At 67.1% G+C, this 21,125-nt stretch carries 17 protein-coding genes; 9 read left to right on the top strand and 8 right to left on the bottom strand.

Annotation, left to right across the window (positions count from 1 at the left end):
• Positions 1–36 precede the first annotated feature (36 nt).
• The 6 genes from QY917_RS16225 to QY917_RS16200 all read right to left on the bottom strand — a co-directional run bounded on the left by QY917_RS16225 (position 37) and on the right by QY917_RS16200 (position 8,084).
• The gene (locus tag QY917_RS16225; protein WP_011803936.1) at positions 37–1,029 is read right to left on the bottom strand and encodes a tripartite tricarboxylate transporter substrate binding protein; all 993 of its coding nucleotides are present in this window, start codon (positions 1,027–1,029) and stop codon (positions 37–39) included.
• Positions 1,030–1,232: 203 nt separating this feature from the next.
• Positions 1,233–3,185 (bottom strand): molecular chaperone HtpG, encoded by a 1,953-nt coding sequence (gene htpG / locus QY917_RS16220; protein ID WP_123674892.1) that lies wholly within the window; start codon positions 3,183–3,185, stop codon positions 1,233–1,235.
• 346 nt (positions 3,186–3,531) lie between these two features.
• The gene (locus QY917_RS16215) at positions 3,532–4,569 is read right to left on the bottom strand and encodes a pseudouridine synthase (RefSeq protein WP_302077940.1); all 1,038 of its coding nucleotides are present in this window, start codon (positions 4,567–4,569) and stop codon (positions 3,532–3,534) included.
• Positions 4,570–4,625: 56 nt separating this feature from the next.
• Positions 4,626–5,432, bottom strand: a complete 807-nt coding sequence (locus QY917_RS16210) for a Crp/Fnr family transcriptional regulator (protein ID WP_302077938.1) — start codon at positions 5,430–5,432, stop codon at positions 4,626–4,628.
• A gap of 158 nt (positions 5,433–5,590) precedes the next feature.
• Positions 5,591–6,358, bottom strand: coding sequence for a general secretion pathway protein GspB (locus QY917_RS16205; RefSeq protein WP_123674890.1), 768 nt, complete (start codon positions 6,356–6,358; stop codon positions 5,591–5,593).
• Positions 6,359–6,362: 4 nt separating this feature from the next.
• Complete coding sequence (locus tag QY917_RS16200) at positions 6,363–8,084, bottom strand: ExeA family protein (RefSeq protein WP_123675234.1); 1,722 nt, start codon at positions 8,082–8,084, stop codon at positions 6,363–6,365.
• A 224-nt stretch (positions 8,085–8,308) separates the two neighbouring features.
• On the opposite strand from QY917_RS16200, the gene QY917_RS16195 reads away from it, so the two are divergent.
• From QY917_RS16195 to QY917_RS16155, 9 genes are all read left to right on the top strand, one after another.
• Positions 8,309–10,243, top strand: a complete 1,935-nt coding sequence (locus QY917_RS16195; RefSeq protein ID WP_041835859.1) for a long-chain fatty acid--CoA ligase — start codon at positions 8,309–8,311, stop codon at positions 10,241–10,243.
• Between the two features lie 22 nt (positions 10,244–10,265).
• Positions 10,266–11,051, top strand: coding sequence for an ABC transporter ATP-binding protein (locus tag QY917_RS16190; RefSeq protein ID WP_011803929.1), 786 nt, complete (start codon positions 10,266–10,268; stop codon positions 11,049–11,051).
• Positions 11,052–11,061: 10 nt separating this feature from the next.
• Positions 11,062–11,991, top strand: a complete 930-nt coding sequence (locus tag QY917_RS16185; RefSeq protein WP_012655498.1) for a branched-chain amino acid ABC transporter permease — start codon at positions 11,062–11,064, stop codon at positions 11,989–11,991.
• Positions 11,992–12,109: 118 nt separating this feature from the next.
• Positions 12,110–13,186 carry a branched-chain amino acid ABC transporter permease gene (locus QY917_RS16180; RefSeq protein ID WP_012655497.1) on the top strand — a complete coding sequence of 359 codons (1,077 nt, stop codon included), beginning with the start codon at positions 12,110–12,112 and terminating at the stop codon, positions 13,184–13,186.
• Between the two features lie 76 nt (positions 13,187–13,262).
• The gene (locus QY917_RS16175; RefSeq protein ID WP_012655496.1) at positions 13,263–14,588 is read left to right on the top strand and encodes an ABC transporter substrate-binding protein; all 1,326 of its coding nucleotides are present in this window, start codon (positions 13,263–13,265) and stop codon (positions 14,586–14,588) included.
• Positions 14,589–14,783: 195 nt separating this feature from the next.
• Complete coding sequence (locus QY917_RS16170) at positions 14,784–15,593, top strand: ABC transporter ATP-binding protein (protein WP_012655495.1); 810 nt, start codon at positions 14,784–14,786, stop codon at positions 15,591–15,593.
• 92 nt (positions 15,594–15,685) lie between these two features.
• Positions 15,686–16,933 carry a phenylacetate--CoA ligase family protein gene (locus tag QY917_RS16165; RefSeq protein ID WP_012655494.1) on the top strand — a complete coding sequence of 416 codons (1,248 nt, stop codon included), beginning with the start codon at positions 15,686–15,688 and terminating at the stop codon, positions 16,931–16,933.
• A 191-nt stretch (positions 16,934–17,124) separates the two neighbouring features.
• Positions 17,125–18,114 (top strand): tripartite tricarboxylate transporter substrate-binding protein, encoded by a 990-nt coding sequence (locus tag QY917_RS16160; protein WP_011803923.1) that lies wholly within the window; start codon positions 17,125–17,127, stop codon positions 18,112–18,114.
• Positions 18,115–18,279: 165 nt separating this feature from the next.
• A complete protein-coding gene (locus tag QY917_RS16155; protein WP_123674889.1) occupies positions 18,280–19,317 on the top strand; it encodes a tripartite tricarboxylate transporter substrate binding protein in 1,038 nt (345 codons plus the stop codon).
• Positions 19,318–19,354: 37 nt separating this feature from the next.
• Here QY917_RS16155 and QY917_RS16150 read toward each other — a convergent pair whose 3' ends face one another.
• Both QY917_RS16150 and QY917_RS16145 read right to left on the bottom strand, forming a co-directional pair.
• A complete protein-coding gene (locus tag QY917_RS16150) occupies positions 19,355–19,678 on the bottom strand; it encodes a DUF1840 domain-containing protein (protein WP_011803921.1) in 324 nt (107 codons plus the stop codon).
• A gap of 20 nt (positions 19,679–19,698) precedes the next feature.
• The gene (locus QY917_RS16145; RefSeq protein WP_123675233.1) at positions 19,699–20,982 is read right to left on the bottom strand and encodes a class I SAM-dependent methyltransferase; all 1,284 of its coding nucleotides are present in this window, start codon (positions 20,980–20,982) and stop codon (positions 19,699–19,701) included.
• Between the last annotated feature and the right edge of the window lie 143 nt (positions 20,983–21,125).

Raw genomic sequence — 21,125 nt, 5'->3', positions numbered from 1 at the left:
CCCTGCAACGAACTGCGCGAGGACCGTGCGCCTCCATCAGTCCTGCTTGGCGCCGGATATTTTCACCAGCTTATCGATGATGGGGTTGGACGCCTCAAAGTCCTTGCGGAACTGTGCAGCCCCGCCTTCCACCCCTTCCAGGCCGAAGACCTGCAGGCGGGCCTTCATCGCGGTGGAGTGGATGATCTGCACCGCCTCCTTCTCCAGGCGGGCCAGGATGGGCTTGGGCGTGCCCGCCGGCGCCAGCATGGTGAACCAGGCGATGGTCTTGAACTCCGGGTCGGGAAAGCCCGCCTCGGCCATCGTGGGCACGTCGGGCAAATCGGCCAGTCGCCGGGGGCCCAGGATCGCCAGCGGGCGCAGGCGCTCGGCCTTGATCTGCGGCTGCGCGGCGGCCAGCGTGCCCATGCCCCAGGAGACCACGCCCGCAGATAGGTCCTGGATGTGCGGCGCCTCGCTCTTGTAGGCCACGTGCGTCATCTCCAGCTTGCGCGAGTCGCTGAGGTAGGCGCTCATCAGGTGGCCGGGCGAGCCGGTCCCGTACGAGCCGTAGTTGATCTTGCCCTTGTTCTGTTGCGCCCAGGCCATGAATTCCTTCATGTTCTTGACGGGCACGTTGGCATTGACCATCAGCACCAGGCTGGTCGCAGCGATCTGGGTGATGAACTCGAAGTCCTTGCGGATGTCGTACGGCACCTTGGAAAACATGTGGTGCGCGTAGAACACGGGCGTGGAGTACGACACCAGCACCGTGTAGCCATCAGGCGCCGCACGCGCGACCGCATTGGCGCCCAGCATGCCCGAAGCCCCGCTCTTGTTGTCCACCACCACCGGCTGGCCCAGGCGCTTGCCCAGTTCGTCGGCCAGCACGCGGCCCACCACGTCGGTGCCGCCCCCGGCTGCGGCCGGGATCACCATGGTGATGGGCCGGCGCGGATAGTCCTGCGGCGCGGCCGCATTCTGGGCCAGGGCCAGCCCCGAACAGCCCCACACCAGGGCAGAAAAAACCAGCGATGTCTTGATTCCCATGTCACAACCCTTTTTGATCGGAACGCAGGTTTCGATATTCACCATCTGCGGTCCAGACAACCATTAGGGATAGCCTTGATGTGGACCGGGACACGCGGAACCGCCGTAGCGCAAAAAAACCCGGCCTGCTTGCGCAGGACCGGGTGCGGTCGGTCTGTAGAGACGGCCCGGCACAGGCCGGGCGCGAGGGTGGCAAGCCCGCCTCAGGCCAGTAGCGCGTTCACGCGCTTCACGTACGCGGCCGGATCCTCAGGCAGGCCGCCCTCAGCGAGCAGCGCCTGGTCGAACAGGATGTGTGCCAGGTCGTGAAAGTGCACGCTGCCGTCCAGTTTCTTGACCAGCGCATGCTCGGGGTTCACTTCCAGCACGGGCTTGGCGTCAGGCGCGCTCTGGCCTGCCTGCTTGAGCAGGCGCGCGAGCTGCGTGCTCATGCCGCCGTCCTGTACCACCAGGCAAGCGGGCGAATCGACCAGGCGCGTGGTCACGCGCACGTCCTCGGCCTTGTCCTTGAGCGCTTCCTTGAGCTTGGCGAGCACGGGCTTGAAGGCCTCGGCGGCCTCCTCGGCGGCCTTCTTCTCGGCCTCGTCCTGCAGCTTGCCCAGATCCACCGCGCCCTTGGCCACGGACTGCAGGGGCGTGCCGTCGAAGTCCTGCAGGTAGTTCAGCGCCCACTCGTCCACGCGATCGGTCATGAGCAGCACTTCGATGCCCTTCTTCTTGAAGACTTCGAGCTGCGGGCTGTTCTTGGCGGCGGCCAGCGTGTCGGCGGTGATGTAGTAGATGGCCTCCTGGCCCTCCTTCATGCGCGCCTTGTAGTCGGCAAAGGAAACGCTCGGCGTATCCGATGTGGTGGAGGCAAAGCGCAGCAGCTTGGCCAGACGTTCGCGGTTGGCGAAGTCCTCGCCCAGGCCTTCCTTGAGCACGGCGCCGAACTCGGCGTAGAACTGGGTGTACTTGCCTTCCTTGGCCTTGTCCTCGGCGCTGACCACGTCCTGCACGCCATCGGCGCCTTCCGCCGCTGCCTCATGCTTGTCGTGCTTGGCCAGGTCCTCGAGCATGGACAGCACGCGCTTGACCGAGCCGTCGCGGATCAGGCGCACGTCGCGGCTTTCCTGCAGCAGCTCGCGGCTCACGTTCAGCGGCAGGTCGGCGGAGTCGATCACGCCCTTGACGAAGCGCAGGTAGCTGGGCATGAGCGACTCGGCGTCGTCCATGATGAACACGCGCTTGACGTACAGCTTCACGCCGGCCTTCTTGTCGCGGTTCCACAGGTCGAATGGCGCCTTGGCAGGGATGTACAGCAGCTGCGTGTACTCGGTGTTGCCCTCGACGCGGTTGTGGCTCCAGGTGAGCGGATTCTCGAAGTCGTGGCTGATGGACTTGTAGAAGTCCTGGTACTGCTCGTCGGTGATGTCCTTCTTGGGCCGCGTCCACAGGGCGCTGGCCTTGTTCACGGTTTCCCACTCGCCGGTCTTCACCATCTGGCCGGGCTCGCCTTCCTTCTCGCTCTCCTTCCACTCCTCCTTCTCCATGAGGATGGGCAGGCTGATGTGGTCGGAATACCTGCCGATCACCTGCTTGATCTTCCAGGCGTTGAGGAACTCCTCGGCATCTTCGCGCAGGTGCAGGATCACGCTGGTGCCGCGCGCCGCACGTTCGATGGCCTCTACCTCGAAGTCACCCGCGCCGCCGCTGGCCCAGCGCACGCCTTCGCTGGCGGGCAGGCCCGCGCGGCGGCTCTCGACCGTGATGCGGTCGGCCACGATGAAGCCCGAGTAGAAGCCCACGCCAAACTGGCCGATCAGCTGCGCGTCGGCCTTCTGGTCGCCCGACAGGCGGTTCATGAAGTCGCGCGTACCGCTCTTGGCGATCGTGCCCAGGTGGTCAATGGCCTCCTGCTCGCTCATGCCGATGCCGTTGTCGGTGATGGTCAGCGTGCGCGCTTCCTTGTCGAAGGACACGCGCACCTCCAGGTTGGGCGCATCCTCGTACAGCGCGGCATTGTTCAGCGCTTCAAAGCGCAGCTTGTCGCAGGCGTCCGAGGCGTTGGAGACCAGCTCGCGCAGGAAGATCTCTTTGTTGGAATACAGCGAATGCGTGACCAGGTGCAGCAGTTGCGCCACTTCGGCCTGGAAGGAATGGGTGTGCTTGCTCATAGGTGTTTTTCAAACAAAGGCAACGGGAAAGAAATCACAGGGGATTCAACCATGTTCTCCGGCGCGGCCGGAACGCATGCGCAGGTGGGGGCGCCGCGCCCGGCTTCAAGGGGCGCGGCACGGCGATTTGCCACCAACCGATGCCACGCTGGCCGCATGCCCCAGCGTCGGCGCGATCCTGGGCGCGGTGATCTACAACGCACCGCTGTCGAGCGGCAGCAGCGACTGAACGCCCACCGCAGCCATCAAAAAAGAGAGCGGCTTGCGCTCTCCTTTTCTGCATTTCAATGGGTTTTGAACTGCAAACGCCATTTTGGCGAGCGCTAGCAGCTCCTGATTTAATAGCTTAAAAGCGCTCACCCGGCGCCAGGTAGCGCCACTGGCCCGGCGGCAGCTTGCCCAGCAGCACCTGGCCGATGCGAATGCGCTTGAGGCCCACCACCTTGAGGCCCACCAGCTCGCACATGCGGCGGATCTGGCGCTTTTTGCCCTCGCGCAGCACGAAGCGCAACTGCTCGGGGTTCTGCCACTCCACCACCGCCGGCTTGAGCTCCTGGCCGTCCAGCGCCAGGCCATGGTTCAGCAGCGCCAGCTTGTCGGCGGGGAAGACGGCGCGCACATCCTGCGCGCGATCGCCGTACTGCACGCGCACCAGGTACTCCTTGTCCACCGTCGAGTCCTCGCCGATGAGCTGGCGCGCCACGCGGCCGTCCTGCGTCAGCACCAGCAGGCCTACGGAGTCGATGTCCAGCCGCCCGCAGGGTGCCAGGCCCTTGAGTTGCGCCGGCGCGAAGCGCGTGCGGCTCTCATCGTCCTTCCAGTGCGTACGTGGGTTGATCAGCGCCACGGCCGGCGTGTGGCCGTCCTCGGCCTGGCCGCTCACATAGCCCATGGGCTTGTGCAGCAGGATGGTCACCTGCTGGCGCTGGTGGCCCTGGGCCGCGCGGTCCACGTCGATGCGGTCGTGCGGCCCCACCTGCAGCCCCATGGCCGCCACCTGCCCGTTGACGCGCACCCAGCCCTGGGCGATCCAGTCGTCGGCCTCGCGGCGCGAACACAGCCCCAGATCGGCCATGCGCTTGTTCAGGCGCATGCGGCCGTCTGCAGGCGCCTGCGCAGCGCCAGCGGGCGCACGGGTGGCAGGAGGGCGCGGCGCGGCCGGCGCGTGCCGGCTCGCCGTACGGGGGGCACCTGCCGCGCCGCTGGGTGCGGCCGTGCCGGCCGTCCGGCCTGCGGACCGGCCCGGCGCCTTGCCGGCGGCCACAGGTGCTGCGGGCGCGATCGGCTTGCGCAGCACCAGCCGCGGGCGCAGCGGAGTGGGGGAAGCAGAAGCGGACGGTGCGGGGACGGACCGTGCGGGGGGACGGGCGGGCGTTTCGGGCATGGCGCTATTGTCTCGCGCCATGGAGCGCGCCGCGCCCCGCCCCCTCTACCGCGCCTTCAGATCATGGCGGCAGGCTCGTTCTCGTCGGCCGGCGCCCTGCGCGGTGAAGCGCGGCGCCGGGGCCCGGGGCGGTCCGCGTCCGCCGGCTCCATCCGCCTGAACAGGCTGGTGCGCAGCGCCTGCAGGTCCAGCACGCGCAGGCCGCCGTACTCCACGCGGATCGCCCCCTGCGCTTCCAGGGTCGCCAGGGCCTCGTTCACACGTTGGCGCGACAGGCCGACCAGGTAGGCCAGCTCCTGCTGGGTGATGCGCAGCACTTCCCCGACGCCCGGGTAGAGCACGGGGTTGAACAGCGCCGCCAGGCTGCGCGCCACGCGCAGGTCGGGGTTGGTGAGGCGGTCGATTTCCCGCGCGGCGATGAACTGTGCCAGGCGCTCGTTGAGCTGGTTCATCACGAAGCGGTTGAAGCCGATGGAATGGTCCAGCAGCCAATGGAAGGTGTCGATGGGCAGGCCCGCCACCACGCTCCTGCGCAGGGCCTGGATGTTGTAGCGGTAGGGCTCGCGCTTGACCGCCGTGCCTTCGCCGAACCAGCCGCCGGGGGGCACGCCGGTGAAGGTCATTGTCAGCCCGTCGGCGTTGTCCGCGCTCATCTTGAGCAGGCCCTCGACCACCCCAAACCAGTACGTCACCGGCCGGCCCACACGGCACACGTAGTCGCCCGGCTGGGCATCGCCGACGGCCAGCGCGGCCACCGCCCGTTCGCGCTCGGCGGGCTGCAGCAACGCCATCCAGGGAATGCCGCTGAGTTCTTGGGCCGTGGGCGGGCGGCGCCGCTGGTGCAGGGAGGCGTCTTGGCTCATGCGCGCAAGCATGCGGTCAAAGCGCGCAGCGGGGCAGCGGGAATACCACGAACCAACGCCTGGCCGGTCCGAGGTATCGACACACTCAAATGCTATTTATTTAATAGCTGTTAGCGCTTACTGATTCTGGGATCAAGCCCTGTTTGACTAGAAACCCATCACTGCGTCGGCAAGGCATAGCGGTAGCCGCGGAACGCCCACACGGTACGCGCCGGCTCGATGCGCTCCAGCACCAGGCCGGGGGCGGCGGTATCCCCCTCGTGCAGCACCTGGCCGTTGACGATCACCATGCGGTACACGGGATTGGACGAGTAGGTCACGCCCGCGAGCTGCAGGGTGGGCAGTTGCTCACGCACGCTCGCCGGCAGGTCGGCCAGGGCAAAGACGGTTCCCGTCGATTCCTGCGGCGCGGGAGCCGGCGGCGCAGCGCGCGGGGCCGGTGCGCGGGCAGGCGCCGCGGGGGCCGGCGCGCTGCGCTCGGGCCGGGGGGCAGGCGCTTCGGCGCGGGCAGAGCGCTCGGGCGTGGGTTTGGATGCTGGTGCAGATGCCGATGCCGGTGCTCGCGCTGGTGTTGGCGCTGGTGTTGGTGTTGGCGCTGGTGTGGTTGCGGGCGCAGTTTCGGGCAACGGCGCTGCCCCTTGGGCCGGCACGGCGGAGGCCGGAGCGGCAGGTGCCGGTATTGCGGGTGCAGGCGCCGGCACCACCGCGGCCACCGTCGCACTGGGCGCACGCACCAGCCACCAGGCGCCGGCTGCCGCCCCAACGCCCGCCAGCGCTGCAAGCACCATCCAGGGCAGCCCCCGCGCCGGTGCGGCGCGCTGCACGGTGGGCACCGCCACGGGCGACGCGGGGGTATGCAGGCCGGGCACGCTGCCACGGCCGCGCTCGGCCTGGGCGCGCCGCAGCGCATCAAGAATGTAGGACATGGGTTCAGGCTCCGCTGAGCAAACGCGGCTCCGGCACGCCTGCGGCGCGGTTGAGCAACATCAGGGTCAAGGGACCAGCGCGGCCATCGGGCGTGAGGCCCTGGCCCAGCTGAAATTGGTGGATGCGCGCGCGGCGCGCGGCGGGCGTTGCGGTACGGGCTGCGGCGGTGCCCGCGCCGGCGGCCGCCAGTTGCTGGTCCAGCCAGGCGGCGCCCGCGGCAGTGGCGGTGACGTCGCCCGAATCGGCCAGCTCGGCAGGGGCCTTCCACAGCGTGGCAACCTCGCCGCGCCACAGCGGCGCAAGCTCCGTCACGCGCACCTGCAGCGTCTGGCCCTGCACGCCTTCCAGCGTGGCGGTGCCGTCATCCAGCCGGCGCAGCAAGACCGCCACCTCAGGCGCCAGGGCCTCGCCCTGCGCATCGCCCTCGGCGGGCCGCAGCATCAGCAGCACGGGCCGGTCGAGCTGGCGCAGCAGGTTCAGGCTGGCGCGGCGGCTGCGGTAGCAGCGCAGGCCCTCGGACGCCAGCGCGGTGCAAGGGTCCGCGGCGCCGTCGGGCACGCTCGCCTGCCACTGCCGGGCCAGCGCCTGCCAGGCCGCCGGCGCCTGCGCCACGGGCTGGATGGCCAGGAACTGCGCCAATGTCGGCGGGGGCGCTGGCGGGGCCGGCGCGTCGGGTGCAGAAGCAGCCGAGGCGGGGGATGACGCGGGCACGGCCGCAGCCGACGCGGCGATGGTCGGCCTCTGTGTCTGTGTCTGTGCCTGCGCCTGTGTGGAGCCGGCGCCACCGTCTGCGAGCGGCCACCAGCCCAGGGCCCAGGCCAGCCCGCCCAGCGCCGCAGCGCCCACCAGCCCGCCGGTTCCAGCGGCGAGCCAGCGCCCCGCCGTGCCCGGGCGCGCCGTGGCGGGCGCATCGAACACCTCGCGCGCGGCGCGGCGCACCATGGCATCGGTCACCTCGCGCACACCCGCGCCGTAGGCACCCAGCAGGGCACGGTCGCACAGCAGGTTGATGCGCCGCGGCACGCCACCCGTGAGCGCGTGCACGCGCGCCAGCGCCCGCTGCTGAAAAGGCAGCGGCCCTTGCAGCCCGGCCACGGCCATGCGGTGGGCGATGTACTGGCGTGTTTCGTCGGCGCTCAAGGCGTCCAGGTGGTAGCGCGCGATCACGCGCTGCGCGAGCTGCTCCAGCTCCGGCGCCGCCACCATCGCACGCAGCTCGGGCTGGCCGATGAGGATGATCTGCAGCAGCTTGCGCTCGCTGGTCTCGAGGTTGGTGAGCAGGCGCAGTTGTTCCAGCACATCGGGCGCGAGGTTCTGCGCCTCGTCGATGATGAGCACGTTGTTGCGCCCCGCCGCATGCTGCTGCAGCAAGAAGTCGTTGAGCGGGTCCAGGCAGTCCTTCACGGTCTCCGCCCCCGGTATGGCGGGGCGGTGCGCCACGCCGAATTCGTCGCAGATGGAGCGCAGCAGCTCAGGCACCGTGAGCTTCGGGTTGAAGATGTAAGCGACGTTGCACTGCGGCGGAATCTGTTCCAGGAAGCAGCGGCACACCGTGGTCTTGCCGGTGCCGATCTCGCCGGTGAGCAGCACGAAGCCGCCGCCCGCATCCAGGCCATACAGCAGGTGGGCCAGGGCTTCGCGATGGCGCTCGCTCATGAAGAGGTAGCGCGGGTCGGGCGCGATGGAAAAAGGCGGGTGTTCGAGTCCGAAGAACGGGGCGTACATGGCGGCGAGCATAGCGCCCTCGCCTGTCGCGCCCATGAACCCCTCAGCCCCCCGCGATCACCACCTGTCGAGGGCGGTCAGGGTTAGACCCCTGAGGACTAACCCTTGAATTGTCATCGTAAAGACAAGATAACGTCAAAGTCGTTCCTACCATTGGTTGCAAACCGGCAGCGGACTTCTTGTTTCCCGTGCGCTGCCCTCCACAGACCCTGATAGGAACCGGAATGAAGACCACATTCCCCCATCTACTGCTGCAGCACGCCGCCCAGCGCCCCGACGCTGCAGCACTGCGCGAGAAAGAATATGGCATCTGGCAGACCTGGAGCTGGAAGGACGCCGCGGCCGAGGTGCGCCACATGGCCTGCGGGCTGCTGTCGCTGGGCTTTGCCAAGGGCCAGAACCTGGCGCTGATCAGCGACAACCGGCCACACCTGTACATGGGCTTCGTAGCCGTGCAAAGCGTGGGGGGCGTGCCGATTCCGCTGTACCAGGACGCCGTGGCCGCCGAGATGACCTTCGTCATCCAGGACGCGGAGATTGCCTTCGCGTTTGCCGAAAACCAGGAACAGGTGGACAAGCTGCTGGAGGTGCGCGAATCGGTATCCGGCATCCAGCACATCATCTATGACGACCCGCGCGGCCTGCGCCACTACGACCAGCCGGGCCTCATCAGCACCGCGCAGCTGGTGGCGCGCGGCGCCGAGTGGGACAAGGCCCACCCCGGCGCATGGGATGCCCTGGTGGAGCAGATCGACCCGCAGGACGTGTCGGTGATCCTCTACACCTCGGGCACCACGGGCAAGCCCAAGGGCGTGTGCCAGACGCATGCCAGCTTCATCGCCTCTGCGCAAGGCGCGGTGGAGGTGGACCGCCTGGGCCCGCAGGACAACGTGATTTCCTACCTGCCCCCTGCGTGGGTGGGAGACCATCTCTTTTCGCTCGCGCAGTGGATGGTGGCCGGCTTCACCATCAACTGCCCCGAGTCGGCCAGCACCGTCTCCATCGACCTGCGCGAGATCGGCCCCACCTACTACTTCGCCCCGCCGCGCGTGTTCGAAGGCATGCTGACGTCGGTCTCCATCCGCATGGAAGACGCCGCCGCGCCCAAGCGCTGGCTGTTCGAGAAATGCATGCAGCTGGCGCGCCGTGTGGGCTCCGATCTCCTGGACGGCAAGCCCGTGGGCGCAATTGACCGCCTCAAGTACCGCCTGGCCGATCTCGCCATCTACGGACCGCTGCGCAATGTGATGGGCCTGTCGCGCATCCGCGTGGCCTACACGGCAGGCGCGGCCATCGGGCCCGACCTGTTCCGCTTCTTCCGCTCCATCGGCATCAACCTCAAGCAGCTCTACGGTCAGACGGAAACCTGCGCCTACGTCTGCCTGCAGCGTGATGGCCAGGTGGACCTGAACACCGTGGGCCAGGCGGCCCCCGGCATCGAGCTGAAGATCGCCGACAACGGCGAGGTGCTGGTCAAGGGCGTGTCGGTGCTCAAGGAGTACTACAAGCGGCCCGACGCCACCGCCGAGGTGATCGACGCCGAAGGCTACTTCCACACCGGCGATGCCGGCGTGATCGACGCCAACGGCCAGCTGCGCATCATCGACCGCGCCAAGGACGTGGGCAAGACGGCCAGCGGCGCCATGTTCGCGCCCAACTACATCGAGAACAAGCTCAAGTTCTTCCCGCACATCAAGGAAGCCGTCTGCTTCGGCAACCAGCGCGATCAGGTCTGCGCCTTCATCAACATCGACTACGAGGCCGTGGGCAACTGGGCCGAGCGCCAGGGCATCCCTTACGGCGGCTATGTGGACCTGGCCTCCAAGCCCAAGGTGATCGAGCTGATCGCCGACTGCATCTCGCAGGTGAACGCCGACCTGGCCGCCGAAGCCGGCATGGCCGACACGCAGGTCGCGCGCTTCCTGGTGCTGCACAAGGAGCTGGACCCCGACGACGACGAACTGACCCGCACGCGCAAGGTGCGCCGCAATTTCATCGCCGAGAAGTACGGCGTGCTGGTGGACGCGCTGTACACGGGCAAGGCCGAGCAGTTCATCGAAACGCAGGTGAAGTTCGAGGACGGGCGCAAGGGCAGCGTGAGCGCCACGCTGAAGATCACCGACGCCAAGACCTTCCCCGCCACCCGGGCGGCCGCCTGACACGCAACGAGGCAGCAGACACATGACCAGCAAGAAGATTGGCGACGTCATCCTCGACGTCAAGAACATCAGCCTGCGGTTCGGCGGCGTCAAGGCGCTCACCGACATTTCGTTCAACGTGCGCGAGCACGAGATCCGCTCGATCATCGGCCCCAACGGCGCGGGCAAGAGCTCCATGCTCAACTGCATCAACGGCGTGTACACGCCGTCCGAGGGCTCCATCACCTTCCGCGGCCAGACGTTCGGCCACATGAACAGCCGCCAGGTCGCCGAGATGGGCATCGCGCGCACTTTCCAGAACCTGGCGTTGTTCAAGGGCATGAGCGTGATCGACAACATCATGACCGGGCGCAACCTCAAGATCAAAAGCAACCTGCTCCTGCAGGCACTGCGCATCGGACCGGCCGAGCGCGAGGAGATCGCCCACCGCGAGAAGGTCGAACACATCATCGACTTCCTGGAGATCCAGGCGCACCGCAAGACCCCCGTCGGCCAGTTGCCCTACGGCCTGCAGAAGCGCGTGGACTTGGGCCGGGCCCTCGCCATGGAACCTCAGGTGCTGCTGCTCGATGAACCCATGGCCGGCATGAACGTAGAGGAGAAGCAGGACATGTGCCGCTTCATCCTGGATGTGAACGACGAGTTCGGCACCACCATCGTCCTCATCGAACACGACATGGGCGTGGTGATGGACATCAGCGACCGCGTCGTGGTGCTGGACTACGGCAAAAAGATCGGTGACGGCGCGCCGGACGAAGTGCGCAACAACGAAGACGTGATTCGCGCCTACCTGGGCACCAGCCACTGAGGGCAAGCAAATGGCATTCTTTCTCGAAACCCTGATCGGCGGCCTGATGGCCGGCATGCTCTACGCGCTGGTGGCACTCGGCTTCGTGCTGATCTTCAAGGCCTCGGGCGTCTTCAACTTCGCGCAGGGTGCCATGGTGCTGTTCGCGGCCCTGGCCATGGCGCGCTTTGCCGAGTGGATCCCGGAGTGGACCGGCATCAGCAACCCCATCGTGGCCAATCTGGCCGCGTTCCTGATCGCAGGCCTGTGCATGTTCGCAGTGGCCTGGTTCATCGAGCGCCTGGTGCTGCGCCACCTCGTGAACCAGGAAGGCGCCACGCTGCTCATGGCCACGCTGGGCATCACCTACTTCCTGGAAGGCCTGGGCCAGACCTTCTTCGGCAGCGACATCTACAAGATCGACATCGGCATGCCCAAGGACCCGGTGTTCCTGCTGGACACCGTGTTCGAGGGCGGCGTGCTCGTGAACAAGGAAGACGTGATTGCCGCAGGCATTGCCGCCGCCCTGGTGGTGGTGCTGAGCATCTTCTTTCAAAAGACCAAGACCGGCCGCGCATTGCGCGCCGTGGCGGACGACCACCAGGCGGCGCAGTCCATCGGCATCCCGCTCAACCACATCTGGGTCATCGTGTGGTGTGTCGCCGGTGTCGTGGCACTGGTGGCCGGGATGATCTGGGGCTCCAAGCTGGGCGTGCAGTTCTCGCTGACCACGGTGGCGCTGCGCGCGCTGCCAGTGGTGATCCTGGGCGGCCTGACCTCGGTGCCGGGCGCCATCATCGGCGGGCTGATCATCGGCGTGGGCGAGAAGCTCTCCGAGGTGTACCTGGGCCCCTTCGTGGGCGGCGGCATCGAGATCTGGTTTGCCTACGTGCTGGCCCTCGTGTTCCTGCTGTTCCGGCCCCAAGGTTTGTTCGGCGAGAAGATCATCGATCGCGTATGACATACGCGATCAACCCGCAGGGTTCTTCGCCGCAGGCGAAGGATGGTCTTCCTGCGAGGGCACGCAGTGCCCGCAGCCAAAAGATCATCGCCCTTGGTTGAAAGATTTGGAGTAAATAATGTTCTACCGCGAAAACGGCCAGTTCAAGACCACCTACAAGGCCGACCAGCAGATCTTTCCCATCACCCAGGACCGCATCGCCATCCTGCTGCTGTTGGCCGTGGCCTTCGTGGCGGTGCCCGCGATGGCGTCGGACTACTTCTACCGCGCCATCCTGATCCCGTTGGTCATCATGTCCATGGCCGCGCTGGGCGTGAACATCCTCGTGGGCTACTGCGGGCAGATCTCGCTGGGCTCGGGCGCCTTCATGGCGGTGGGCGCCTACGGGGCCTTCAACTTCTTCGTGCGCTTCCCCGGGATGCCGCTGGTCCCGGCCCTCATCCTGGGCGGGCTGTGCGCCACGTTCTTCGGCATCCTGTTCGGGCTGCCCAGCCTGCGCGTGAAAGGGCTGTACCTGGCCGTGGCCACGCTGGCGGCGCAGTTCTTCAGCGACTGGATGTTCCTGCGCATCAAGTGGTTCACCAACAATTCCGACTCGGGTTCGGTCTCGGTCAGCAACCTGCAGGTCTTCGGCATGCCGCTGGACAGCGCCATGGCCAAGTACCTGTTCTGCCTGACGCTCCTGGTAGTCGTGGCCCTGCTGGCCAAGAACCTGGTGCGCGGCGCCATCGGCCGCGAATGGATGGCCATCCGCGACATGGACGTGGCCGCCGCGGTGATCGGCATCCGCCCTATGTACGCCAAGCTCAGCGCCTTCGCCGTCAGCTCCTTCATCGTCGGCATGGCGGGCGCGCTGTGGGCCTTCGTGCACCTGGGTTCGTGGGAGCCGGCGGCGTTCTCGGTCGAGGTGTCGTTCCGCCTGCTGTTCATGGTCATCATCGGCGGCATGGGTTCCATCATGGGCGCGTTCTTCGGCGCGGCCTTCATCGTGGTGCTGCCCATCTTCCTGAACCAGTTCCTGCCCGCGGTGGCCGGCCTGTTCGGCGTGGACATCTCCACCGCCGCCGTGTCGCATGCGGAACTGATGATCTTCGGCGCGCTGATCGTGTGGTTCCTCATCGTGGAGCCCCACGGCCTGGCCAAGCTGTGGTCCATCGGCAAGCAGAAGATGCGCGTGTGGCCCTTCCCCCATTGATGCCATTGCAAGGTGTGTTCCGCGCCGACCGGCGCAATTCAGGCGACGTTCCATCCAACCACAAGGAGACAAGACCATGAAATTCACCCGACTCGCTGCGGCCGCCACGGTGGCCTGCACCCTGGCCGGCTTTGCAGGCGGCGCCGCCGCCCAGGCCAAGGAACAGTTCTTCCCCCTGCTGTCGTACCGCACGGGCCCCTACGCCCCGAACGGCGTGCCATGGGCCAACGGCAAGCAGGACTACATCAAGATGATCAACGCGCGCGACGGCGGCGTGAACGGCGTGAAGCTGACCTGGGAAGAGTGCGAGACCGGCTACGCCACCGACCGCGGCGTGGAGTGCTACGAGCGTCTGAAGAGCCGCCCCGGCGTGACGCTGTTCGACCCGCAGGCCACCGGCATCACCTTCGCGCTGACCGAGAAGGCGCCCGTGGACAAGATCCCGCTGATGACGCTGGGCTATGGCCTGTCGGTCGCGCAGGACGGCATGGCCTTCAAGTGGAACTTCCCCTACATGGGCAGCTACTGGACCGGCGCCGACATCCTGATCCAGCACATCGGCAAGAACGCCGGCGGCCTGGACAAGCTCAAGGGCAAGAAGATCGCACTGGTCTACCACGACAGCCCCTTCGGCAAGGAGCCGATTCCGCTGCTGCAGGAGCGCTCCAAGATGCACGGCTTCGAGCTGCAGATGCTGCCCGTGACCGCGCCCGGCGTGGAGCAGAAGGCCACCTGGCTGCAGGTGCGCCAGAGCCGCCCCGACTACGTGCTGCTGTGGGGCTGGGGCGTGATGAACTCCACCGCCCTGAAGGAAGCCCAGGCCACCGGCTACCCGCGCGACAAGATGTACGGCGTGTGGTGGGCCGGTGCCGAGCCGGACGTGCGCGACGTGGGCGATGGCGCCAAGGGCTACCACGCGCTGGCGCTCAACGGCCATGGCACGCAGTCCAAGGTCATGCAGGACATCCTCAAGCACGTGCATGGCGCCAACCAGGGCACGGGCCCCAAGGACGAAGTGGGCTCGGTGCTGTACACGCGCGGCGTGATCATCCAGATGCTGGGCGTGGAGGCCGTGCGCCGCGCGCAGGAGCGCTTCGGCAAGGGCAAGGTCATGACCGGCGAGCAGGTGCGTTGGGGCATGGAAAACCTGGCGCTGGACCAGAAAAAACTGGACGCGCTGGGCTTTACCGACCTGATGCGCCCGCTGTCCACCAGCTGCGCGGACCACATGGGTTCTACCTGGGCCCGCGTGCACACCTGGGATGGCAAGCAGTGGAAGTTCTCGTCCGACTGGTACCAGGCCGATGAGCAGGTCATCAAGCCTATGGTCAAGGCCGGCGCGGACAAGTACCTTGCCGACAAGAAGATGTCCCGCCGCGAAGCGGGCGACTGCCAGTCCTAAGGACGTCCCCTGAGGCGCTGCGCGCCATCGCCCTTCTGCTCGGGAAGGGGGTGGCGCCGGTGGTCGGGCAAGACCCGTTCCACGGCGCCTGCTGGCGCGGGTTGCGCCAGGTTCAAGCGGCTGCGCAGGGCAGCCGCCAATCGAGAGGGCTGTGGCGACAGCCCTGCCGATTGGCACCACTACAAGGGCAAGGCTATGGAGTCCAGAAACATCGTTCTCAGCGTCAATGGCATCGAGGTCATCTACAACCATGTGATCCTGGTGCTCAAGGGCGTGTCGCTGCAACTGCCCGAGAAGGGCATCGTCGCCCTGCTGGGCGGCAACGGCGCGGGCAAGACGACCACGCTGCGCGCGATCTCCAACCTGCTCAAGGGCGAGCGCGGCGAGGTCACCAAGGGCAGCATCGAGCTGCGCGGCGAGCAGATCCAGAACCTCTCGCCCGCCGACCTGGTCAAGCGCGGCGTGGTGCAGGTCATGGAGGGGCGCCACTGCTTCGCCCACCTGACCATCGAGGAGAACCTGCTCACCGGCAGCTACACGCGCACCGACAAGGGCGAGATCGCCGCCAACCTGGAGAAGGTCTACAACTACTTCCCGCGCCTGAAGACGCGCCGCACCAGCCAGGCCGCCTACACCTCGGGCGGCGAGCAGCAGATGTGCGCGATCGGCCGGGCCATCATGAGCAACCCCAACATCGTGCTGCTGGACGAGCCCTCGATGGGCCTGGCGCCGCAGATCGTGGAAGAGGTGTTCAACATCGTGAAGGATCTCAACGCCAAGGAAGGCACGACCTTCCTGCTGGCCGAGCAGAACACCAACATGGCGCTGAAGTACGCGGACTACGGCTACATCATGGAAAGCGGCCGCATCGTCATGGACGGCGCCGCGCAGGACCTGGCCAGCAACGAAGACGTGAAGGAGTTCTACCTGGGCGTGGGCGGCGGCGAGCGCAAGAGCTTCAAGGACGTCAAGAGCTACAAGCGCCGCAAGCGCTGGCTGGCCTAATTACTCTCAAATTAATAGCTGCTAGCGCTTGACAGGCAAGCGCTGGAGGCCTATTTTGCCCTAAACCCCTCCCAACGACAGGAGACCCAGGCATGAGCATGTTCTACGACGCCCTGGAAACCCGCGCCCCCGCCGAGCGCGAAGCCGCCCTCATGGCGGCCCTGCCCCGGCAGATCGCCCACGCCCAGCAGGCCAGCCCCGCCTTCGCCGGCATCCTGGCGGGCGTGGACGCCACCACCATCACCGACCGCGCCGCGCTGGCCCGCCTGCCCGTCACGCGCAAGTACGAACTGCTGGAGCGCCAGCAGGCGCAGCGCGGCCAGAATGCGTTCGGCGGCTTCAGCGCCCTGGGATTCGGGCGTCACATGCCCCGCGTGTTCGCCAGCCCCGGCACCATCTATGAGCCCGAGGGCGCGCGGCCGGACTACTGGCGCATGGCACGCGCCATGTATGCCGCGGGGTTTCGCCCCGGCGAGCTGATCCACAACAGCTTCAGCTACCACTTCGTGCCTGCCGGCTCGATGATGGAGACCGGCGCCCACGCGCTGGGCTGCACGGTCTTTCCAGGCGGCACGGGGCAGACCGAGCAGCAGGTGCAGGCCATGGCCGAACTGCGCCCGGCCGGCTACATCGGCACGCCCAGCTTCCTGAAGATCATCCTCGACAAGGCCCACGAACACGGCGTGGCGCTGCCCAGCGTGACCAAGGCGCTGGTCTCGGGCGAGGCCTTCCCGCCCTCGCTGCGCGACTGGCTGGCCGCGCGCGGCGTGACGGGCTACCAGTGCTACGCCACGGCAGACCTGGGCCTGATCGCCTATGAGACCAGCGCGCGCGAAGGCCTGGTGCTGGACGAGGGCGTGATCGTCGAGATCGTGCGCCCGGGCACCGGCGACCCGGTGCCCGAGGGCGAAGTGGGCGAGCTGGTCATCACCACGCTGAACCCCGACTACCCGCTGATCCGCTTCGGCACCGGCGACCTGTCGGCCGTACTGCCGGGCCAGTGCCCCACGGGCCGCACCAACACCCGCATCAAGGGCTGGATGGGCCGCGCGGACCAGACCACCAAAGTGCGCGGCATGTTCGTGCACCCCGGCCAGATTGCCAGCGTGGTCAAGCGCTTCCCCCAGGTGCAGCGCGCGCGGCTGGTGGTCAGCGGCGAGATGGCCAACGACCAGATGGTGCTGCAGGTGGAGACCACGGAAACCGCCGCAGGCATGGCCCAGCAACTGGCCGAAGCGCTGCGCGAAGTGACCAAGCTGCGCGGCGACGTGCAGATGGTGCCTCCCGGCAGCCTGCCCAACGACGGCAAGGTCATCGAAGACGCGCGCAGCTACCGCTGATGCCCCGCGGGGCGGCCGGCCGGCGCCGTCCGTCGCCACGGCGTCGTGCGCGGCACACAAGCCGCCCGCAGCCGCGTCAACCCCCTGGGGTCAAACGTCGCCCATTTGTCAGGCGGTGCGGCCTCGGGGGTTTCCTTGATGTCCGGCACGCCGTTCCTCTCTATGATTGCGCCTCTTTTCCAAGGAGCATCATGAGAACGACATTCAAGATCGCCGTGGGAGCGGCCGCCATCCTGGCTGCATTCGGCGCATCCGCCCAGGCCTATCCGGTCAAAGATAAGAACATCACCATCGTCGTGCCCTTCTCGGCCGGCGGCCCCACCGACCGCGTGGCCCGTGACCTGGCAGAGGCCCTGCGCAAGCCCCTGGGCGGTGCCACGGTCGTCGTCGAAAACGCCGCCGGTGCAGGCAGCACCATTGGCGCAGCCAAGGTGGCCCGTGCACAGCCGGACGGCTACACCCTGCTGCTGAACCACATCGGCATGGCCACCATCCCCACGCTGTACCGCAAGCTGTCGTTCAACGTGTTGAACGACTTCGAGTTCCTGGGCATCGTCAACGACGTGCCCATGACCATCATCTCGCGCCCGACGCTGGAGGCCAAGAACTACAAGGAATTGGCCACCTGGATTGCGCAGAACAAGGAAAAGGTGAACCTGGGCCACTCCGGCCTGGGCTCGGCCGGCCATCTGTGCGGCCTGATGTTCCAGCACGCGCTGCAGTCGCACATGACGCCCGTGGCCTACAAGGGCGCGGCGCCCGCCATCACCGACCTGATTGGCGGCCAGATCGACCTGATGTGCGACCAGACCACCAACACCACGACGCAGATCGAGGGCAAGAAGGTCAAGGCCTTTGCCGTGACCACCAACCAGCGCCTGACGATGCCTTCGCTCAAGGACTTGCCGACGCTGCAGGAAAGCGGCCTGAAAGACTTCAACGTCTCCGTCTGGCATGGCCTGTATGCCCCCAAGGGCACGCCCGCCGCCGTGCTGACGCGCATCAACGAAGCGCTGCAAGTGGCCGTGAAGGATCCTGACTTCATCAAGAAGCAGGAAGGCCTGGGCGCCGTGGTGGTGGCCGACAAGCGCGTGCTGCCGGCCGAACACAAGAAGTTCGTGCAGTCCGAAATCGAAAAGTGGGGCATGGTGATCAAGGCAGCCGGCACTTACGCCGACTGATCTGCGCCAGCGCGGCGGGCGCGTCCGTCTGCCCGCCTTTCCTGCCAACGCCCGGTGCCCGCGCACCGGGCGTTTTTTCATGGGAACTGCGGGTAATCCTGCTGCCCCTGCGCGGCTGCGGCGCCTACAACCGAAGCCTTCTTTCACGCTTTTTGGAAAGACCGCATGCCGCACACATCCACCCCACGCCGCACCCCACCGCGCCGCCAGGCCCTGCACGCCATCGCGGCGCTTCTTGCATTGGGCCTGGGCGCCACGGGCGCCGCGTATGCCCAAGCCAGCCCATGGCCGGCCAAGCCGGTCCGCATCGTGGTGCCGTTCGCCGCCGGGGGGACCACCGACATCCTGGCGCGCGCCATTGCGCCCGAGCTGGGCAAGGCCTTTGGCCAGCAGTTCATCGTGGACAACCGCGGCGGCGCGGGAGGCAACATCGGTGCCGAACTGGTGGCCAGGTCCGCCCCTGACGGCTACACGCTGCTGATGGGCACCGTGGGCACGCATGGCATCAACCGCGCGCTGTACAAGCAGTTGCCCTACGACCCGATCAAGGACTTCGCGCCCGTCACGCTTGTCGCGTCGGTGCCCAACGTGATGGTCATGAACACCGAGAAGGCGCGCAGCCTGGGCATCAACACCGTGCAGGACTTCATCCGCTATGCCCAAGCCAACCCGGGCAAGCTCAACATGGCGTCCAGCGGCAACGGCACCTCGATCCACCTGGCCGGCGAGCTGTTCAAGAGCATGACCGGCACTTACATGCTGCACATGCCCTACCGCGGATCTGCGCCCGCGCTGCTGGACATGGTGGGCGGCAACATGGACGTGATGTTCGACAACCTGCCCTCCTCCATGGCCCATATCAAGGGCGGCAAGCTCAAGGCGCTGGCGGTCACCAGCGCGAAACGCTCCACCGCCCTGCCCGACGTCCCCACGGTGGAAGAGGCCGGCGGCCCCGCGCTCAAGGGCTTCGAAGCCAGTTCTTGGTTCGGACTGCTGGCGCCCGCGGGCACGCCGGCCGACATCGTCCAGCGCGTCCAGCAGGAAGTGGCCAAGGCGCTGGCCACCCCTGCCGTCAAGGAGCGGCTGCTGTCCCAGGGAGCGATTCCCGGCGGCAATACGAGCGCCGAATTTGCCAGCCTGATCGACCGCGAGCACCGCAAGTGGGCGCAGGTGGTGAAGGCGTCCGGCGCGAAGGTGGATTGAAGAGCGGATGCGCGCGCCCGCCAGGGCGCGCTGCGCGTCACCAGACCACGTCGCAATCCTCGGCGGCGCTGCGGCGCAGCATGTCGATGAAGGGCGCCGCGCGCTGGCGCAGGCGCACGCCGTCGCCGCGAGGGGCCTCTTCCTCGGTCTGATCGTCCTCGTCCGGGGCGGTGGCCGCTGCAGCGGCCTCTTCAACCGCTACCGCCTCTTCCAGCGCGCGGATGGCGGCAGGAATCTGCGCGGCGGTGATGATGCCGTGCGGCTCATTCGGCGACTTGCCGATGATCTCCAGCAGCTGTTTGCCATTGGGCTCCAGCATGATGACGTCGGCGGTGGCGCGGGATTTGAATTTGAAAAGCATCGAAGTTCCAGGACAAAGGATCAGTGGGTGGCCGCAGGGCCTTCATACATGTAGGCGCGGCTGAAAGGATAGTCGGACTGCGCACCCTTGAGCACGCCATCTTCCACGTGGCCCGTGGGCCGCACGGCCAGCATCTGGTGCAGCGCGGTCCAGCCGCGCTCGAAGGCCAGGGCGCAGCCCGCCAGGTACAGCCGGTAGGCGCGCAGGGCCTTCTCGCCGCGTTCCTTGCCGTGCTGCGCGACAAGCACGCTGCGCGCCTCGTCCTGACGGGCCTCCAGCGCATCCGACCAGGCCCACAGCGTGCGGGCGTAGTGCGGACGCAGGTTCTCGGTGTCCACCATCTCCAGCCCGGCCCGGGCCATGTCGTGCAGCACCGTGCTCACATGCAGTAGTTCGCCGCCGGGGAAGATGTAGCGCTCGATGAAATCGCCCAAGCCGGCGCCCAGCCGGGGATTGTCCAGCCCGCCCGACGTGATGCCGTGGTTGAGCAGCAGACCACCCGGGCGCAGCAGGCGGTGCACGGTGGCAAAGTACCGCTCCATCTGCGAACGGCCCACATGTTCGAACATGCCGACCGAGGCAATCTTGTCGAACGGCTGCTCCACCTGCAGTTCGCGGTAGTCCAGCAACTGCATGCGCACACGACCCTGCAGGCCGCGCTCCTCGATGAGCCGCTGCACATGCGCATGCTGGTTGCGCGACAGCGTGATGCCCGTGGCGTCCACGCCGTACTCCTGCGCGGCCCACAGCAGCAGCCCGCCCCAGCCAGCGCCAATGTCCAGGAAGCGGTCGCCGGGACGCAGCAGCAGCTTCCTGCAGATGTGGTCCAGCTTGGCCTCCTGTGCCTGGGCCAAGCTCATGTCAGGCACGCGGTAATAAGCGCAGGAATAGACGCGCCGCGGATCCAGCCACAGGGCGTAGAAGTCGTCGGACAGGTCGTAGTGGAACTGGATATTGCGTGCGTCATGGGACAGGGTGTGCGCCGCCATCGAACGCGCACGCAGCAACACGCGCTGCCACCCAGTCGCCGGTCCCTCGTGCGTGGGGTTCAGCTTGAGCAGCGCCGCGGCCGCCGTCATCAACTGGCGCATGCTGCCTTCCAACGCCACGCGGCCTTCGACGATGGCCGTGCCCACGTTGCCGATCTCACCCATGGCCAGGGCCACCACGGCCATGCGGTCGCGAAAACGCAACCGCAGGTCGGCATTCGCGTCACCCAGGCGCGCGCCGTCGGGCAGTTCGACAGCCACCCCTACAGGGGAAAGCGCCAAGCTGGCCTCCAGGGAGTGGAGCAGATGCTTCATGGCATGTCCCTCGGTCTCCATGACAGCTGCCATTCTTGAAGGGCGCGGGCAGGCCCGTCAATGGGCGCTTGCCGACATGCCGGCAAGGTGCTGTCTGACAGATGCCGCGCGCACCGCCACTGGCAATGCCACGGCAAAATTGC

Source organism: Diaphorobacter sp. C33 (assembly GCF_030503915.1).
GTDB classification, from domain to species: Bacteria; Pseudomonadota; Gammaproteobacteria; order Burkholderiales; family Burkholderiaceae_C; genus Diaphorobacter; species Diaphorobacter nitroreducens.
Note: the sequence above shows the minus strand (reverse complement) of the source record. Positions and strands in the feature narration are given on the sequence as shown.

What these genes read in the sequence shown, in the direction of transcription:
- QY917_RS16225 (WP_011803936.1), bottom strand. Translation starts at nt 1,029, where the DNA reads ATGGGAATCAAGACATCGCTGGTTTTTTCTGCCCTGGTGTGGGGCTGT.
- htpG (WP_123674892.1), bottom strand. Translation starts at nt 3,185, where the DNA reads ATGAGCAAGCACACCCATTCCTTCCAGGCCGAAGTGGCGCAACTGCTG.
- QY917_RS16215 (WP_302077940.1), bottom strand. Translation starts at nt 4,569, where the DNA reads ATGCCCGAAACGCCCGCCCGTCCCCCCGCACGGTCCGTCCCCGCACCG.
- QY917_RS16210 (WP_302077938.1), bottom strand. Translation starts at nt 5,432, where the DNA reads ATGAGCCAAGACGCCTCCCTGCACCAGCGGCGCCGCCCGCCCACGGCC.
- QY917_RS16205 (WP_123674890.1), bottom strand. Translation starts at nt 6,358, where the DNA reads ATGTCCTACATTCTTGATGCGCTGCGGCGCGCCCAGGCCGAGCGCGGC.
- QY917_RS16200 (WP_123675234.1), bottom strand. Translation starts at nt 8,084, where the DNA reads ATGTACGCCCCGTTCTTCGGACTCGAACACCCGCCTTTTTCCATCGCG.
- QY917_RS16195 (WP_041835859.1), top strand. Translation starts at nt 8,309, where the DNA reads ATGAAGACCACATTCCCCCATCTACTGCTGCAGCACGCCGCCCAGCGC.
- QY917_RS16190 (WP_011803929.1), top strand. Translation starts at nt 10,266, where the DNA reads ATGACCAGCAAGAAGATTGGCGACGTCATCCTCGACGTCAAGAACATC.
- QY917_RS16185 (WP_012655498.1), top strand. Translation starts at nt 11,062, where the DNA reads ATGGCATTCTTTCTCGAAACCCTGATCGGCGGCCTGATGGCCGGCATG.
- QY917_RS16180 (WP_012655497.1), top strand. Translation starts at nt 12,110, where the DNA reads ATGTTCTACCGCGAAAACGGCCAGTTCAAGACCACCTACAAGGCCGAC.
- QY917_RS16175 (WP_012655496.1), top strand. Translation starts at nt 13,263, where the DNA reads ATGAAATTCACCCGACTCGCTGCGGCCGCCACGGTGGCCTGCACCCTG.
- QY917_RS16170 (WP_012655495.1), top strand. Translation starts at nt 14,784, where the DNA reads ATGGAGTCCAGAAACATCGTTCTCAGCGTCAATGGCATCGAGGTCATC.
- QY917_RS16165 (WP_012655494.1), top strand. Translation starts at nt 15,686, where the DNA reads ATGAGCATGTTCTACGACGCCCTGGAAACCCGCGCCCCCGCCGAGCGC.
- QY917_RS16160 (WP_011803923.1), top strand. Translation starts at nt 17,125, where the DNA reads ATGAGAACGACATTCAAGATCGCCGTGGGAGCGGCCGCCATCCTGGCT.
- QY917_RS16155 (WP_123674889.1), top strand. Translation starts at nt 18,280, where the DNA reads ATGCCGCACACATCCACCCCACGCCGCACCCCACCGCGCCGCCAGGCC.
- QY917_RS16150 (WP_011803921.1), bottom strand. Translation starts at nt 19,678, where the DNA reads ATGCTTTTCAAATTCAAATCCCGCGCCACCGCCGACGTCATCATGCTG.
- QY917_RS16145 (WP_123675233.1), bottom strand. Translation starts at nt 20,982, where the DNA reads ATGAAGCATCTGCTCCACTCCCTGGAGGCCAGCTTGGCGCTTTCCCCT.